A 14,795-nucleotide genomic window follows, 5' to 3' on the forward strand; every position below is an offset into this window, starting at 1 on the left:
ATCATTCTGCGGGCGCTTCGCGCTCCTGCACCTGCGCCTGGCGCATGTCCTTTTCCTGCGCGCGCAGCGATTTGACGTCCAGCTTGCGGATCGTCTTGATGAAGCACGGCAGGCGCGGGCCGCCGGTCGGGTCGCGTACGATCACCTTGTCGAACGGCGCGCTGACACGGCCCATGTGGCTGGTCAGGCCGATGGCAGGCGCATACGAAAGATCGGGGCACGGCCCGGTCAGTTCCAGCAGGTAGGCTTCGCTGGGCTTGGTCCAGACCGCCAGCGCGCTGTCACCCAGCTCGGTCCAGCCATTGAGCGTGCCCAGGAACTGCATGTCCCTCTGCGCCGGACCGGCGTGGGCGCGGTACAGCTCCAGGCGGTCGGCACTGCTCAGGCCGGTGGTGGCGCAAGCGGCCAGCGCCAGGCACAGGCCGGCGATCAGCAACGGGGTCTTCATGGCGATCTCCAGCGGGGAACTGCGCACATCATGCGCCCGGGCGGGCAACGCCGGCGCAACGGCCGGCGGCCCGATTCAGCCGCCGGTCGGCGCAGCCCTGCAGCCGCCAACCTTGGTTGGCGCTCGCCCTGCAAAACCAGCCGACCAATGTCGGCATCTACCAAAGCGGAGCCAGCCCCGGCGCCCGCCCCGCAGAGCGAGGCCAGAGCGAGGCGAGCGCCCTCAGACGTCAGCGTGTGCCAGCGCGTGCAGGCGACCTTCGCGCAGTTCCAGCACGCGGTCCAGGCGACGCGCGAGGCTGCGGTCGTGGGTCACCAGCACCAGGCTGGTGTGGCGGGCACGGTTGAGTTCCAGCATCAGCTCGAACACGGTGGCCGCGGTGCGATCATCCAGGTTGCCGGTCGGCTCATCGCCGAGCACGCAGGCCGGATGGTTGACCAGCGCACGCGCCACGGCGGCACGCTGGCGCTCGCCACCGGACAGCTCGCCCGGCTTGTGGTCCAGGCGATGGCCCAGGCCGACCGCTTCCAGCAGCGCGGTCGCACGCTGGCTGGCTTCGGGCACGCCGGTACCGGCCAGCATCACCGGCATCATCACGTTTTCCAGCGCGGTGAATTCCGGCAGCAGGTGGTGGAACTGGTAGACGAAGCCCAGCGCCTGGTTGCGCAGCAGGCCACGCGCGGTGTCCGACAAGGTCGACATGCGCTGGCCGGTGACGAACACCTCACCTGCGGTCGGCACATCGAGGCCACCCAGCAGGTGCAGCAGGGTGCTCTTGCCGGCGCCGGAGGCACCGATGATCGCCACCGTTTCGCCGGCATTGACCTTCAGGTCCAGCCCATCGAACACCGGGGTCTGCATGCGGCCTTCGGCGTAGGTCTTGCCCAGGCCCTCGGCACGGATCACTTCATCGCCGCGGTTGACGACCTTATTCATAGCGCAGGGCCTCCGCCGGCTGGGTGCGTGCTGCCCGCCAGGCGGGATACAGGGTGGCCAGGAAACTCATCAGCAGGGCGATCAGCGTGATCGCCACGATATCGCCGGTCTGCATGTCGGTCGGCAGGCCGGTGATGTAGTACACGTCCTCCGGCAGCAGCTTGACGTTGAACAGCGACTCGATGGCACCGAGGATGCGCTCGAGGTTCAAGGTCAGAGTGATGCCACCGATCAGGCCGGCCAGGGTGCCGAAGATGCCGATCAGCGAGCCCTGCACCATGAACACCTGCATCACCCCGCCCGGGGTCAGGCCCAGCGTGCGCAGGATGGCGATGTCGGCCTGCTTGTCGGTCACCAGCATCACCTGCGAGGAGACCAGGTTGAAGGCACCCATCGCGATGATCAGCGACAGCAGGATGCCCATCACCACCTTCTCCATGCGCAGCGAGTGGTAGAGGTTGGCGTTCTGCTGGGTCCAGTCACTCACCCGGTACGCGCCGCCCAGGTTCTGCGCCAGGTCCACGCCCACTTCCAGCGAGCGGTCCATGTCGTGCAGTTTCAGGCGCACGCCGGTGGCACCGTCGGAGCGCAGCACGCGCTCGAGGTCCTTCATGTTGGCAAAGCCGACGCCACGGTCGACCTCGTTGTAGCCGGCCTCGAACAGCCCGCTGACGGTGAAGCGTTTCATCCGTGGCACCGCACCGGCCGGGGTGCCCTGCACTTCGGCGAACGTCACCAGCACCTGGTCGCCCACGTCCACGCCCAGCCAGATAGCCAGCTCCTTGCCCAGCAGCAGGTTGAAGCTGCCCGGCTTGAGGCTGTCATAGCTGCCCTTGGTGATCTTCTGGTCGATCACCGACACTTTCGGTTCCAGTGCCGGTTCGATGCCCTGGATGATCGCACCCTGCACGCGCGGGCCGCTGATCATCGACTGGATCTCGATGTACGGCGCGGCACCGGCCACGCGCGGGTCCTTGTTGGCCACGTCGACCACGCGCATCCAGTCCGGCATCGGCTCGCCGTCGCGGCTGATGGTGGTATGGGCGGTCATCTGCAGCAGGCGGCTGCGGATTTCCTTCTGGAAACCGCTCATCACCGCCAGGGTGGTGATCAGCACCGTGACGCCGAGCGCGATGCCCAGGATCGATGCCATTGAAATGAAGGAGATGAAGCCGTTGCGGCGCTTGGCGCGCAGGTAGCGCAGGCCGATTGCCACGGGGATGGGTTTGAACATGCAGGCGCGCCAGTCAATTCAGTCTATGGTGCCATCGTACGGGGTCGGCGTGAAACGCTGCGTGCGGACACGGCCAGTCGCAGTTCACGTCGCTGCCGGTGGTCGAGCACGTCCGGCCAGAACAGCAGGCGCCCGCGCCGCCCTTCCCGCCGCCAGTGCAGCAGCAGCCAGGGCCCACGCACCACCAGCCGCGGCGCGTCGATATCCGCACCATCCAGCTGCAGCGGCGCCGGCAGCGCGGTCAGCTCAAGCCGGCGCGCGGGCCGGCGCAGTCGCCAGGCCAGCTGGGCCAGGCCCAGCAGCCAGACCGCCACCAGCACCGGCCAGTACCGGTCTTCAGGCAGGGCCGAGGCGCGCAGCAGCCAGGGCGCGGCCAGCAGTACCAGCGCCTGTGCGCCGGCCTGCAGCCGCGAGGGTCGCCACTCAAGCCTTGAGGGCGAGGATCTTCTGCATGAGGGGCACGGCGTGGGCATGCGGGCAGGTCTCGTAGCCCATGAACCAGCGCCACAACTTATCGTCCTCGCATTCAAGCAGGAACAGGAAAACCTCGCGCTCTTCGGTCGGCGCAGTGCTCCATTCGCGGTCGAGGTAGCGGCCGAACAGCTGGTCCAGCTCGCGCATGCCGCGGCGGCAGCGCCAGCGCAGCTTCTTCAGCAGGGTTTCTTCGTCCATCGTGTTTCTCCAGATACAGCAAAGCCACGCATGGCGTGGCTCTGCTGGGGTCATGCAACAACGCGGCGCCGTATCAGGCGCGGCGTTCCATCATCAGCTTCTTGATCTCAGCGATCGCCAGCGCCGGGTTCAGGCCCTTCGGGCAGGTCCGGGCACAGTTCATGATGGTGTGGCAGCGGTACAGCTTGAACGGATCTTCCAGATCGTCCAGACGCGCACCGGTGTCCTCATCGCGCGAGTCGATGATCCAGCGATAGGCCTGCAGCAGGATCGCCGGTCCCAGGTAACGCTCGCCGTTCCACCAGTAGCTCGGGCAGCTGGTCGAGCAGCAGGCGCACAGGATGCACTCGTACAGGCCGTCAAGCTTCTTGCGGTCTTCCGGCGACTGCAGGCGCTCACGGTCCGGCGGTGCCGGGGTCTGGGTGCGGATCCACGGCTTGATCGAGGCGTACTGCGCGTAGAAGTGGGTCAGGTCCGGAACCAGATCCTTGACCACGCTCATGTGCGGCAGCGGGTAGATCGGCACTTCCTTCTTGCCGCAGTCCGCGATGGCGCGGGTGCAGGCCAGGGTGTTGGTGCCATCGATGTTCATCGCGCACGAACCGCAGATACCTTCGCGGCAGGAGCGGCGGAAGGTCAGGGTCGGATCGATCTCGTTCTTGATCTTGATCAGCGCGTCCAGGACCATCGGGCCGCAGGCGTCCAGATCGATCTCATAGGTATCGGTGCGCGGATTGCTGTCGTCGTCCGGACTCCAGCGGTAGATCTTGAAGGTGCGCAGGTTCTTGCCGCCGCTCTTGGCGGGGAAGTGCTGGCCCTTCGTGACCTTGGAATTCTTGGGGAGTGAAAACTCGGCCATGGCTGCTCTCGTTGGCTCAGGCGGCCCGCGCCATCAAGGCGCGGATTGCATGGTAGGCGGGGGTCGCGATCAGTACACGCGCGGCTTCGGCGGCACCACGTCGACCTCGTCGGTCAGCGTGTACATGTGCACCGGACGGTAGTCGAAGCTGCACTTGCCCTTCTCGTCGACGGTGACCAGCGTGTGCTTGTGCCAGTTGACGTCGTCGCGGTCCGGGAAGTCCTCGTGCGCGTGCGCACCACGGCTTTCCTTGCGCTGTTCCGCCGAGTTGATCGTCGCCACCGCGTTGAGCAGCAGGTTGTTCAGCTCGTACGTCTCGATCAGGTCCGAGTTCCAGACCAGCGAACGGTCGCTGACCTTCACGTCCTGGAACGAATCGAACACGGTCGCCATCTTCTCGCAGCCTTCCTTCAGCGTCTGGCTGGTACGGAAGACGGCGGCGTCGGCCTGCATCGTGCGCTGCATGTTGTCGCGGATGACCGAGGTCGGCGTATCGCCATTGGCGTAACGCAGCTTGTCCAGCAAGCCCAGCGCCTTGTCGCAGGCATCGGCCGGCAGCGGCTTGTGCGCAGCGCCCGGCTTGATGGTCTCGGCGCAGCGGTTGGCCACGGCACGACCGAACACCACCAGGTCGAGCAGCGAGTTCGAGCCCAGGCGGTTGGCGCCGTGCACGGACACGCAGGCCGCTTCGCCGATGGCGTACAGGCCCGGTACCACGGCATCGTTGTTGTCGCCATCCTTGCGCACGACTTCGCCGTGGAAGTTGGTCGGGATGCCGCCCATGTTGTAGTGCACGGTCGGGATGACCGGGATCGGCTGCTTGTGCACGTCGACGCCGGCGAAGATGCGCGCGCTCTCGGCGATGCCCGGCAGCTTCTCGTCGATCACGCCCGGGCCGAGGTGGGTCAGGTCAAGCAGGATGTGATCCTTGTGCTCGCCGACGCCGCGTCCTTCGCGGATCTCGATGGTCATCGAACGGGCCACCACGTCACGCGAGGCCAGATCCTTGTAGTGCGGTGCGTAGCGCTCCATGAAGCGCTCGCCGCTGCTGTTGCGCAGGATGCCGCCTTCACCGCGGACACCCTCGGTGATCAGGCAGCCGGCGCCGTAGATGCCGGTCGGGTGGAACTGCACGAACTCCATGTCCTGCATGGCGATGCCGGCACGCATGGCCAGGCCGCCACCGTCGCCGGTGCAGGTGTGCGCCGAGGTGGCGCTGAAGTACGCACGGCCGTAGCCGCCGGTGGCCAGCACCACGCCCTGGGCGCGGAACAGATGCAGCGTGCCGTCGGCCATGTCCAGGGCCAGCACGCCACGGCACACGCCTTCGTCATCGAAGATCAGGTCGAGTGCGAAGTACTCGATCATGAAGCGCGCGTCGTGCTTGAGCGACTGCTGGTACAGGGTGTGCAGCATGGCGTGACCGGTACGGTCGGCCGCCGCGCAGGTACGCTGCGCCGCCGGGCCTTCGCCGTACTTGGTGGTCATGCCGCCGAACGGGCGCTGGTAGATCTTGCCTTCGGCGGTGCGGCTGAACGGCACGCCGTAGTGTTCTAGCTCGATGATGGCCGGGATGGCCTCACGACACATGTACTCGATGGCGTCCTGGTCGCCCAGCCAGTCCGAGCCCTTGATGGTGTCGTAGAAGTGGTAGCGCCAATCGTCTTCGCCCATGTTGGCGAGCGCGGCGGAAATGCCACCCTGTGCAGCGACGGTGTGCGAACGGGTCGGGAAGACCTTGGTCAGGCATACGGTCTGCAGGCCCTTGGCGGCAAGGCCGAACGTGGCGCGCAGGCCGGCGCCGCCGGCACCCACCACGACCATGTCGTACTTGTGTTCGGTGATCTTGTAAGCGGACATCTAGTCTGGATTCCTGTCTTGGTGCCTGGGCTCAGGCAACGCCGAGGGCGATGCGGCCCACCGCAAACACACTGACGATCATGCCGAGCACGGCGACGAACTTCACCGCGGTCTGCAGCACCAGGGCCAGCAGCGATTCGTGGATGTAATCTTCCAGCACGACCTGCATGCCGAGCTGTGCGTGCCAGAACATGGTGATCAGCAGCCCGATCAGCGGCACGGCATTCCACGGCTTGGCGATGGTGGCCACGGCCGTGGCGTAATCGGCGCCGGCCATGCGCACCACGAACACCAGGAACCACAGGCCCAGCACCACCAGGGCGGCGGCGGTCAGGCGCTGGTGCACGAAGTGCTCGGTGCCGGTCTTGGCCGAGCCAAGGCCGCGCACGTTCTTCAGCGGGGTACGGAACTTGCTCATGCGGCACCTCCGAACAACACGTAGGCCCAGACCAGCGCGGTGATCACCAGGCTGCCGAAGACCGAGATCCAGCTGCTGCGGACGAAGGCCGGGATGCTGAAACCAACGGCGAAGTCCTGCACGACGTGGCGGATGCCATTGCACAGGTGATAGGCGAACGACCATGTCCACGCAAACAGGAACACGCGGCCATACCAGGCCCCGGCATGGCCGGTGAAGCAGTTCCACGAATCGGGGCCCATCATCAGGGCCAGCAGGCCGGCAGCGATGATGAGGGCACCCACGGACAGAAAGACGCCAGTGGCTCGATGCAGGATCGAGGTGGCCATCTGAATCTGCCAGCGATACACCTGGAGGTGCGGGGATAGGGGGCGTTGTCTGGTCGCCATTTCGCTGGGCTCGTTGTCTCGGCTGGGCGGCACGATGCCGCGTTGGCTCAATGCTGATCAGAAATCGATGCAGCGTCCGTTTTTCTCCCAATCGCCATACCGCACCGGATCAAGTCCGCCGCGGCCGCCGAATTCCTCTTCCGCCTCTGGTTTTTCCACGGGCACAGGTGCCGCGGGAACCAGCGGGGCTTCAGTTTCGTCGTCGGGAGTGGGGGTTGTTTGGCCTATCATGTTCGGTCTCGCAACGCACAAATTTTAGACCTCGTTCACGTGCCTGACAACCTTCCCCCTGCTTTCGTCGCATATCCGCGCCTGCCCGGCCACCAGCTGCTGAGCCTGCAGGGCGTGGATGCGGCCGTTTTCGCCCACGCCCAGTTCAGCAGCGACGTGACCGCCCTGCCCCTGCAGCACTGGCAGTGGAGCGCCTGGCTGACCGCCAAGGGCCGCACCCTGGCGGTGTTCCAGCTGCTGCGACTGGCCGAGGATCACGTGATGCTGGTGCTGGCCGATGCCGATGCAGATGCGATTGCGTCGCAACTGCAGCGCTTCGTGTTCCGCCGCAAGGTGAAACTGCAGGTGCATGCGGATCTTGCCGTCGCTGGCGCGTTTACTGCGCCAGAAGCGGCCACCGGCGCAGCGATTGCCGGTGGTGGCGATGCAGGCTGGGAACTGGACCTGGGCAGCGATGCTCTGCCGCGCACCCTGCGCATCGGCCCGGCTGAAGGCTTTGCGGCCGGCAGCGAGGCCGAAGAAGCCGCATTCGCCCTGGCCTGGCGCCAGACTGACCTGCGCTTCGGCCTGCCGCGCCTGGAAGAAAGCCAGCGCGAAGTGTGGACACCTCAGCAGCTGGGCCTGGACCGGCTGAACGGCTACAGCGTGAAGAAGGGCTGCTACCCGGGCCAGGAAATCGTGGCCCGCACGCACTTCCTCGGCAAGGCCAAGCGTGTGGTGCAGCTGCTGCATGCTGCCGCCCCGGCGCAGGCCGGCGATGCCGTGCAGCAGGACGGCGCAGCGCTGGGCAGCATTGCCAGCGTGGCCGGCGATCTGGCCCTGGCGGTGCTGCCGCTGGAAACCAGTGATGCGGAGCTGCAGGTGGGTGGCGTGGTCGCGCAGCGGGTGCCGCTGCTGGATGGCCTGGCACGCTGAGGTTTTACCCCGGATGAAGCAGCCGAGCGTGGGCTCGGCTCTACAGAATCGGGTGGGTGCGGACCGTTGGTCCGCACGCCGTTCATGACGCCGGGCATGGCCCGGCGTTACCGCCGCTTACAGGCGTTCGCCGGTTTCCGCATCGAAGAAATGCAGGCCCTGCGGGTGGATCGCCACACGGATGTCCTCACCCACGCCCGGCAGCGACTGCGGCGCCACGCGCATGGTCAGCGCATGCTTGCCGCTGCTCAGGTTGACGAAGATCTCGTTGCCAACCGGCTCGATGCCCTCGATGCGTGCGGTGAACGCATGCGTATCATCGGCACCCGCCGGCTGCAGGTGCTCCGGACGCACGCCAACGGCAATCGACTTCTGCAGCCATGCCGGGTCGATGGTGGCCTGGCCCAGCGGCGCGCGCCACTCGCCATCGACCACGGTCACGCCGCCGGCATCGCCCTGCAGCGTGCCGCGCAGCACATTCATCGCCGGGCTGCCGAGGAAGCCGGCCACGAACAGATTGGCCGGGCGGTCGTACAGCGCCATCGGCGTGTCGATCTGCTGGATGATGCCGTCCTTCAGCACCACGATGCGCTGGCCCAGGGTCATTGCTTCGACCTGGTCATGCGTCACGTAGATCATGGTGGTGCCCAGCTTGCGGTGCAGCTGCGCGATCTCGGTACGCACGCTGTGGCGCAGCTTGGCATCCAGATTGGACAGCGGCTCGTCCAGCAGGAACACCGCCGGCTCGCGCACCAGCGCGCGGCCCAGGGCCACGCGCTGGCGCTGGCCGCCGGACATCGCCTTGGGCAGCTTGTCCATCATTTCGGTAAGGCCCAGCGTCTGCGCCGCCTCGGCGATGCGCTTGTCGATGGTCGCCTTGTCGTGGCCGCGCAGCTTGAGGCCGAAGGCCAGGTTCTCGGCCACGGTCATGTGCGGGTACAGCGCATAACTCTGGAACACCATCGCGATGTCGCGATCCTTCGGCGCCACATCGTTGACCACCCGGTCACCGATGGTCAGCGTGCCACCGCTGATCTCCTCAAGACCCGCCACCATCCGCAGCAGGGTCGACTTGCCACAGCCGGACGGCCCGACCAGCACCATGAGCTCGCCATCGGCGACCTCGAAGGTGGCGTCCTTAACCGCGACCTGGCCGTTGTCGTAGACCTTGCGTACACCCTGCAACTGCACTTTTGCCATTTCAATCTATCCAGTCCGCCCGACGCCGGGCTGTCATTGGGGACTGCCTCGGCCCTCCCGATGGCAGTGATGATTGCGCAGCTGCCGCATGACGGCGACCACTGCAATCGAATACAGTTGCCCATTCTGCCATGTAAACGTTTTCACGTGGCACTATCCAAACGTCGGTGCGCGCCGATCTGCTTCGACGACCAGACGAAAGGTCATCGTCGTAGTGGTTACGAATGGAACGGTCTTCCGGCCCACCGGAAATCCACCGCCATCGAGCCTCGGACAGACAGTAGCGCGGATGTCCCCTGAACCCAGCCATGAAGCGATTGACAACGATGTCACCCGGATCTGAAACTCGAGCGATGCACGACACCCTCTTCCTGTTTGGTGCCACAGGCGACCTGGCCCAGCGCTACCTGTTCCCTTCGCTGCTGCGCCTGCTTGGCGACGGCCTGCTGCCGGAGGACTTCCGCATCCGTGCGCTGGCCCTGTCCGGCCATGACACCGAAGCCTTCCACGATATCCTGCGGCCGCGTCTGCAGCAGGCCATGCCGATGGCCAGCCAGGAGGACATTGCCTCCCTGCTGCGCCGCATCGACTACCGCTCGGTGGACCTGCGTGACGTCGACTCGGTCGCCGCCGCCGTCTCCGACCTGGTCGACCGCCGCTGCGTGAGCTACCTGGCCATCCCGCCGGGCCTGTACATCTCTACCTGCGAAGGCCTGGCCAAGGGCGGCGCCCTCGCCGCGCCGTCGCGCCTGATGCTGGAAAAGCCGATCGGCAGCGACAGCGAGAGCGCCGAGGAGATCATTTCCACCATCGGCCAGTGGATCGACGAAGACCGCGTGTTCCGCCTGGACCACTACCTGGGCAAGGCGGCGGTGCAGAACCTGATCGCCCTGCGCTTCGGCAACACGCTGCTGGAAGCAGTGTGGAACCGCAACTACATCGAATCGGTGCACATCCTGGTGGCCGAGAGCGAAGGCGTGGATGGCCGCGACGCGTACTACGCCCGCTCCGGCGCGCTGCGCGACATGGTGCAGAGCCACATCCTGCAGCTGCTGTGCATGGTGGCGATGGAGCCGCCGGCCTCGCTGGAAGCCGACCGCATCCGCGACGAGAAGGTCAAAGTGCTGCGCGCCCTGCGCCCGCTGGACGCCAAGAACGCCGCCCGTGACAGCATCCGCGGCCGCTACACCGCTGGCAGCATCAACGGCCAGCCGGCCCAGGCCTACCAGCCGCCGGAAGGCAGCAACGTGGAAACCTTCGCCGGCGTCACCGCGCACATCGACAACTGGCGCTGGAGCGGCGTGCCGTTCCATCTGGTCACCGGCAAGCGCCTGCCCGAGCGCACCACCCGCGTGGTGGTCACGCTCAAGCCGGTCACCCACTGGCTGTTCGAGCGCCCGCAGCGTGCGCAGGCCGCGCCGAACCGCCTGGTGTTCCAGTTGCAGCCGCAGGAAAACATCGAACTGGGCCTGATGAGCAGCCTGGCCGGCCCGGAATGGGGCGCGCTGGAACTGCACCCGCTGGAACTGGAACTGTCCGTGCCGACCGGCCTGCATCGCCGCATCGCCTACGAGCGCCTGTTCCTGGATGCTTTCAACGGCAACCACACCCTGTTCGTGCGCGACGACGAAGTGCGCGCGGCCTGGGCCTGGATCGACAGCGTGGCCGATGCCTGGAAGGCCGCCAACCTGCCGCTGGAACCCTACCCGGCCGGCCAGTGGGGCCCGGACAACGCCACCGACTTCATGCCGCAGGGTGTTGACGCCCCGGACAGCGGAGCATCGGCATGAGTGTCGGCAGCCAGCCCGTGCTGGTCGCCGACATCGGCGGCACCAACGCCCGCTTCGCCCTCGCCGACACCTCGCTGGACGCGCCCCTGCAGCAGGACAGCATCCGCGAATACGCGGTAGCCGAGTTCCCCTCGCTGGGTGATGCCGCGCGCCACTACCTCGAACAGGCCGGCGCCACTGCGCGCCGCGGCGTGTTCGCGGTGGCCGGCCGCGTGGACGGCGACGAAGCACGCATCACCAACCACCCGTGGGTGATCTCGCGGAGCCGCACCGCGGCCATGCTCGGCTTCGACGAACTGCACCTCATCAACGACTTCGCCGCACAGGCGATGGCCGTGGCCCTGCTGCAGCCGCATGACGTGATCCAGATCGGCGGCGCGCACTGGACCCCGGCCGCACCGGGCGAATCGCGCAATTACGGCGTGATCGGTCCGGGCACCGGCCTCGGGGTCGGCGGCCTGATCGTGCGCCACGGCCGCAGCTACCCACTGGAAACCGAAGGTGGCCACGTCAGCTTCCCGCCGGGGACGCCGGAGGAGATCCGTATCCTGGAGATCCTGTCGGAGCAGTTCGGCCGCGTCTCCAACGAACGCCTGATCTGCGGCCCCGGCCTGGTCAACATCCATCGCGCCGTATGCGAGATGGCCGGTTTCGATCCGGGCCAGCTGCAGCCGGCCGACGTCACCGCGCGTGCCGCGCTGGGTGACCCGCAGGCGATGCGCACGGTGGACGTGTTCTGCGCCGTGTTCGGCGCCATCGCCGGTGACCTAGTGCTGGTGCAGGGCGCCTGGGACGGCGTGTTCCTGACCGGTGGGCTGGTGCCGAAGATGCTCGATTCGCTGCAGCATTCCGGTTTCCGCCAACGCTTCGAACACAAGGGCCGGTTCTCTTCGATCATGGCGCGGGTGCCGTCGCTGGCGATCATGCACCCCTGCCCCGGGTTGCTGGGCGCCGCCGCCTATGCCGCCGACGCCGAACGTGACGCTACAGGAGTTGCCGCATGAGCCCGACCTTCCACGACGACCGCATCGATTTCATCAGCCATGGCGATGCCGATGGCTGGATCGAAGCGGTGGCCGCCGAAATGGCCCAGGCGATCAACCACGACATCAACGAAGTGGGCCGCGCCCGCATCCTGCTGTCCGGTGGCACCACCCCGGCGCCGGTGTACCAGGCGCTGGCCGAGCTGGACGTGCTCTGGGACCGGGTGGAAGTGAGCCTGGCCGATGAGCGCTGGCTGTCGCCGCAGGATCGCGACAGCAACGCCTGGCTGGTGCGCGAGCACCTGCTCAAGCGCGCCGAAGGTGCCCACTTCGATCCGCTGGTGCGCATCGGCAAGCCGCTGCCCGAATGCGTGTACACCGCCAACCTGCAGGCCCAGCACAGCCAGGCGCCGAGCGTCGTGGCGCTGGGCATGGGCAACGATGGCCACACCGCCTCGCTGTTCCCGGGCTCGAAGGATCTGGCCCGTGCCCTGGAAAGCACCCTGCCCTACGCCGCGCTGGATGCCACCGGCTGCCCCGGTGCCAACCAGTGGCCGCTGCGCATCACCCTGACCCCGCTCGGTCTGGGCCAGTGCCGCCAGCGCCTGCTGCTGCTGCGCGGCAAGCAGAAGCTGCATGTGCTGCGCCAGGCGCTGGACAGCAACGACGCGCAGCAGTACCCGATCCTCAATGCAATCAACCTGGACGGCGCGCGCCTGCGCGTGCACTGGGCTGATTGACGTCGGCGGCGGCGTCCGCTGCCGCTTGCCTCTCGCCACCTTGAACGCTGGTAGCCAATGAGCCTCCATCCGCAACTGCAAGCCATCACCGATCGCGTCATCCGCCGCAGCGCCGCGTCGCGCGCCGCCTACCTGGCCGCGATCGACGCCGCCCTGCGCGATGGCCCGTTCCGCAGCCGCCTGAGCTGCGGCAACCTCGCCCACGGCTTCGCCGCCTGCGGCACGACCGACAAGAGCCGCCTGCGCGGCGGCGTGACCCCGAACCTGGGCATCATCACCGCCTACAACGACATGCTGTCGGCGCACCAGCCGTTCGAGACCTACCCGGAGCAGATCCGTGAGGTCGCCCGCGAACTCGGCGCGACCGCACAGGTGGCCGGCGCGGTGCCGGCGATGTGCGACGGCGTGACCCAGGGTCGTGGCGGCATGGAACTGTCGCTGTTCTCTCGCGATGTGATCGCGCAGGCCACGGCCATCGGCCTCAGCCACGACATGTTCGACACCACCATCCACCTCGGCGTGTGCGACAAGATCGTGCCCGGCCTGCTGATCGGCGCACTGGCCTTCGGCCACCTGCCGGCGGTGTTCGTGCCGGCCGGCCCGATGACCCCAGGCATTCCCAACAAGCAGAAGGCCGAAGTGCGCGAGCGCTACGCCGCCGGCGAAGCCACCCGCGAGGAACTGCTGGAAGCCGAGTCCGCCTCGTACCACGGCGTCGGCACCTGCACCTTCTACGGCACCGCCAATTCCAACCAGGTGCTGCTGGAAGCGATGGGCGTGCAGCTGCCGGGTGCGTCCTTCGTCAACCCGGATACGCCGCTGCGCGACGCGCTGACCCGCGAAGCCACCCAGCGTGCGCTGGACATTACCGCGCTGGGCGACGACTTCCGTCCGCTGGGCCGCATCATCGACGAGCGCGCGATCCTCAACGCGGTCATCGCGCTGATGGCCACCGGTGGTTCGACCAACCACACCATCCACTGGATCGCCGTGGCCCGTGCCGCCGGCATCGTGCTGACCTGGGACGACTTCGACGAACTGTCGCAGCTGGTTCCACTGCTGGCCCGCGTCTATCCGAACGGCGAGGCCGACGTGAACCGCTTCGCGGCAGCCGGTGGCCCGGCGTTCGTGTTCGGCGAGCTGATCAAGGCCGGCCTGATGCACGGCGATATCGTCAGCGTGGCCCGTGGCGGCATGGCCGACTACGCCCGCGAGCCGCAGCTGCGCGACGGCAAGCTGGTCTACCTGCCGGGCCTTGAACGCAGCGCCGATGAAGAAGTGGTGCGCAGCGTCGACAACCCGTTCGAAAGCCAGGGTGGCCTGCGGCTGCTGCGCGGCAATCTGGGCAAGTCGTTGATCAAGCTGTCGGCAGTGAAGCCGCAGTACCGCACCATCGAGGCTCCGGCCGTGGTGGTCGATGCACCGCAGGTGCTGAACAAGCTGCACGCCGGTGGCCTGCTGCCGGAGCATTTCGTGGCGGTGGTGCGTTACCAGGGCCCGCGTGCGAACGGCATGCCGGAACTGCATTCGCTGGCGCCGCTGCTGGGCCTGCTGCAGAACCAGGGCCGGCGCGTGGCGCTGGTCACCGACGGTCGCCTGTCCGGTGCCTCGGGCAAGATCCCGGCGGCGATCCACGTGACGCCGGAAGCGGCGCGCGGTGGCCCGCTGGCCAAGGTGCGCGAGGGCGACATGATCCGCCTGGACGGTGAAGCCGGCACGCTGGAAGTGCTGGTGGATGCGGCCGAGTGGGCGGCGCGTTCGCTGGCGCCGAACACGGCACCGGCGGCGCATGACCTGGGCCGCAACCTGTTCGCGATCAATCGTCGCGTGGTGGGTCCGGCGGACCAGGGGGCGGTTTCGATTTCGTGCGGGCCGGCGGCGGCAGATGGTGGGCCGTGGGATTACGATTCTGAGTATGAGCTGGGGCACGATGCTGCGGCTGCGGCGGCGCCGCATGAGGCGAAGGACGCCTGAGTTGTTCGAAGAGCGCTGCGGGTTCGCGTTGGCGGTCAGTGTTCTGGTTGAGGCGGCGGGTAGCCCCCACCAGGACACGCCGTGAACCCATCCATGGGGGCTCGTAGGCGCCATCCATGGCGCCTGCGGTCCTGGTGGGGGCTACC

General features: G+C 67.2%; 16 protein-coding genes. 5 read left to right on the top strand and 11 right to left on the bottom strand.

Annotation, left to right across the window (positions count from 1 at the left end):
- Nucleotide 1: 1 nt before the first annotated feature.
- The 10 genes from DCO49_RS16345 to DCO49_RS20665 form a co-directional block, all read right to left on the bottom strand.
- Nucleotides 2–448: a DUF6491 family protein gene (locus DCO49_RS16345; RefSeq protein ID WP_116864912.1), complete on the bottom strand. Its 447-nt coding sequence runs from the start codon at nucleotides 446–448 to the stop codon at nucleotides 2–4.
- Nucleotides 449–670: 222 nt separating this feature from the next.
- The gene (lolD, locus tag DCO49_RS16350; RefSeq protein WP_108768527.1) at nucleotides 671–1,384 is read right to left on the bottom strand and encodes a lipoprotein-releasing ABC transporter ATP-binding protein LolD; all 714 of its coding nucleotides are present in this window, start codon (nucleotides 1,382–1,384) and stop codon (nucleotides 671–673) included.
- The gene (locus tag DCO49_RS16355; RefSeq protein ID WP_116864913.1) at nucleotides 1,377–2,618 is read right to left on the bottom strand and encodes a lipoprotein-releasing ABC transporter permease subunit; all 1,242 of its coding nucleotides are present in this window, start codon (nucleotides 2,616–2,618) and stop codon (nucleotides 1,377–1,379) included. Before DCO49_RS16355 ends, lolD begins: the two co-directional genes overlap by 8 nt.
- 23 nt (nucleotides 2,619–2,641) lie before the next feature.
- Nucleotides 2,642–3,091: a hypothetical protein gene (locus DCO49_RS16360; protein ID WP_116864914.1), complete on the bottom strand. Its 450-nt coding sequence runs from the start codon at nucleotides 3,089–3,091 to the stop codon at nucleotides 2,642–2,644.
- Nucleotides 3,042–3,290, bottom strand: a complete 249-nt coding sequence (locus DCO49_RS16365) for a succinate dehydrogenase assembly factor 2 (RefSeq protein WP_116864915.1) — start codon at nucleotides 3,288–3,290, stop codon at nucleotides 3,042–3,044. The genes DCO49_RS16360 and DCO49_RS16365 overlap by 50 nt, the downstream gene beginning before the upstream one ends.
- A gap of 73 nt (nucleotides 3,291–3,363) precedes the next feature.
- Nucleotides 3,364–4,149, bottom strand: coding sequence for a succinate dehydrogenase iron-sulfur subunit (locus DCO49_RS16370; RefSeq protein ID WP_079221505.1), 786 nt, complete (start codon nucleotides 4,147–4,149; stop codon nucleotides 3,364–3,366).
- 69 nt (nucleotides 4,150–4,218) lie between these two features.
- A complete protein-coding gene (sdhA, locus tag DCO49_RS16375; protein WP_116864916.1) occupies nucleotides 4,219–6,009 on the bottom strand; it encodes a succinate dehydrogenase flavoprotein subunit in 1,791 nt (596 codons plus the stop codon).
- A gap of 31 nt (nucleotides 6,010–6,040) precedes the next feature.
- The gene (gene sdhD / locus DCO49_RS16380) at nucleotides 6,041–6,427 is read right to left on the bottom strand and encodes a succinate dehydrogenase, hydrophobic membrane anchor protein (protein ID WP_079221503.1); all 387 of its coding nucleotides are present in this window, start codon (nucleotides 6,425–6,427) and stop codon (nucleotides 6,041–6,043) included.
- Complete coding sequence (gene sdhC, locus DCO49_RS16385) at nucleotides 6,424–6,816, bottom strand: succinate dehydrogenase, cytochrome b556 subunit (RefSeq protein WP_079221502.1); 393 nt, start codon at nucleotides 6,814–6,816, stop codon at nucleotides 6,424–6,426. The genes sdhD and sdhC overlap by 4 nt, the downstream gene beginning before the upstream one ends.
- Before the next feature lie 57 nt (nucleotides 6,817–6,873).
- Entirely contained in the window at nucleotides 6,874–7,047 is a 174-nt protein-coding gene (locus tag DCO49_RS20665; protein ID WP_079221501.1) for a DUF1674 domain-containing protein, read from the bottom strand.
- Nucleotides 7,048–7,086: 39 nt separating this feature from the next.
- Here DCO49_RS20665 and DCO49_RS16395 point away from each other — a divergent pair, with 39 nt between their 5' ends.
- Nucleotides 7,087–7,962 carry a folate-binding protein YgfZ gene (locus tag DCO49_RS16395; RefSeq protein WP_116864917.1) on the top strand — a complete coding sequence of 292 codons (876 nt, stop codon included), beginning with the start codon at nucleotides 7,087–7,089 and terminating at the stop codon, nucleotides 7,960–7,962.
- A 117-nt stretch (nucleotides 7,963–8,079) separates the two neighbouring features.
- On the opposite strand, the gene ugpC is transcribed toward DCO49_RS16395, so the two are convergent.
- A complete protein-coding gene (gene ugpC, locus DCO49_RS16400; RefSeq protein WP_116864918.1) occupies nucleotides 8,080–9,162 on the bottom strand; it encodes a sn-glycerol-3-phosphate ABC transporter ATP-binding protein UgpC in 1,083 nt (360 codons plus the stop codon).
- Between the two features lie 353 nt (nucleotides 9,163–9,515).
- Between ugpC and zwf the strand changes: the two genes are divergently transcribed.
- From zwf to edd, 4 genes are read left to right on the top strand one after another with little or no spacing between them, the layout of a single operon-like run.
- Nucleotides 9,516–10,952, top strand: a complete 1,437-nt coding sequence (gene zwf, locus DCO49_RS16405) for a glucose-6-phosphate dehydrogenase (protein WP_116864919.1) — start codon at nucleotides 9,516–9,518, stop codon at nucleotides 10,950–10,952.
- Nucleotides 10,949–11,956 carry a glucokinase gene (gene glk, locus DCO49_RS16410; protein ID WP_116864920.1) on the top strand — a complete coding sequence of 336 codons (1,008 nt, stop codon included), beginning with the start codon at nucleotides 10,949–10,951 and terminating at the stop codon, nucleotides 11,954–11,956. The genes zwf and glk overlap by 4 nt, the downstream gene beginning before the upstream one ends.
- A complete protein-coding gene (gene pgl, locus DCO49_RS16415; protein WP_116864921.1) occupies nucleotides 11,953–12,675 on the top strand; it encodes a 6-phosphogluconolactonase in 723 nt (240 codons plus the stop codon). The genes glk and pgl overlap by 4 nt, the downstream gene beginning before the upstream one ends.
- Before the next feature lie 57 nt (nucleotides 12,676–12,732).
- The gene (gene edd / locus DCO49_RS16420) at nucleotides 12,733–14,649 is read left to right on the top strand and encodes a phosphogluconate dehydratase (RefSeq protein ID WP_116864922.1); all 1,917 of its coding nucleotides are present in this window, start codon (nucleotides 12,733–12,735) and stop codon (nucleotides 14,647–14,649) included.
- The last annotated feature ends 146 nt before the right edge of the window (nucleotides 14,650–14,795 follow it).

It is taken from the genome of Stenotrophomonas sp. SPM (assembly GCF_003105135.1).
GTDB lineage: Bacteria > Pseudomonadota > Gammaproteobacteria > Xanthomonadales > Xanthomonadaceae > Stenotrophomonas.

Coding starts and splice junctions, on each gene's coding strand:
- DCO49_RS16355 (WP_116864913.1), bottom strand. CDS start 2,618: ATGTTCAAACCCATCCCCGTGGCAATCGGCCTGCGCTACCTGCGCGCC.
- DCO49_RS20665 (WP_079221501.1), bottom strand. CDS start 7,047: ATGATAGGCCAAACAACCCCCACTCCCGACGACGAAACTGAAGCCCCG.
- zwf (WP_116864919.1), top strand. CDS start 9,516: ATGCACGACACCCTCTTCCTGTTTGGTGCCACAGGCGACCTGGCCCAG.
- edd (WP_116864922.1), top strand. CDS start 12,733: ATGAGCCTCCATCCGCAACTGCAAGCCATCACCGATCGCGTCATCCGC.
- lolD (WP_108768527.1), bottom strand. CDS start 1,384: ATGAATAAGGTCGTCAACCGCGGCGATGAAGTGATCCGTGCCGAGGGC.
- DCO49_RS16360 (WP_116864914.1), bottom strand. CDS start 3,091: ATGCCCACGCCGTGCCCCTCATGCAGAAGATCCTCGCCCTCAAGGCTT.
- sdhD (WP_079221503.1), bottom strand. CDS start 6,427: ATGAGCAAGTTCCGTACCCCGCTGAAGAACGTGCGCGGCCTTGGCTCG.
- DCO49_RS16365 (WP_116864915.1), bottom strand. CDS start 3,290: ATGGACGAAGAAACCCTGCTGAAGAAGCTGCGCTGGCGCTGCCGCCGC.
- sdhC (WP_079221502.1), bottom strand. CDS start 6,816: ATGGCGACCAGACAACGCCCCCTATCCCCGCACCTCCAGGTGTATCGC.
- DCO49_RS16370 (WP_079221505.1), bottom strand. CDS start 4,149: ATGGCCGAGTTTTCACTCCCCAAGAATTCCAAGGTCACGAAGGGCCAG.
- DCO49_RS16345 (WP_116864912.1), bottom strand. CDS start 448: ATGAAGACCCCGTTGCTGATCGCCGGCCTGTGCCTGGCGCTGGCCGCT.
- sdhA (WP_116864916.1), bottom strand. CDS start 6,009: ATGTCCGCTTACAAGATCACCGAACACAAGTACGACATGGTCGTGGTG.
- ugpC (WP_116864918.1), bottom strand. CDS start 9,162: ATGGCAAAAGTGCAGTTGCAGGGTGTACGCAAGGTCTACGACAACGGC.
- glk (WP_116864920.1), top strand. CDS start 10,949: ATGAGTGTCGGCAGCCAGCCCGTGCTGGTCGCCGACATCGGCGGCACC.
- pgl (WP_116864921.1), top strand. CDS start 11,953: ATGAGCCCGACCTTCCACGACGACCGCATCGATTTCATCAGCCATGGC.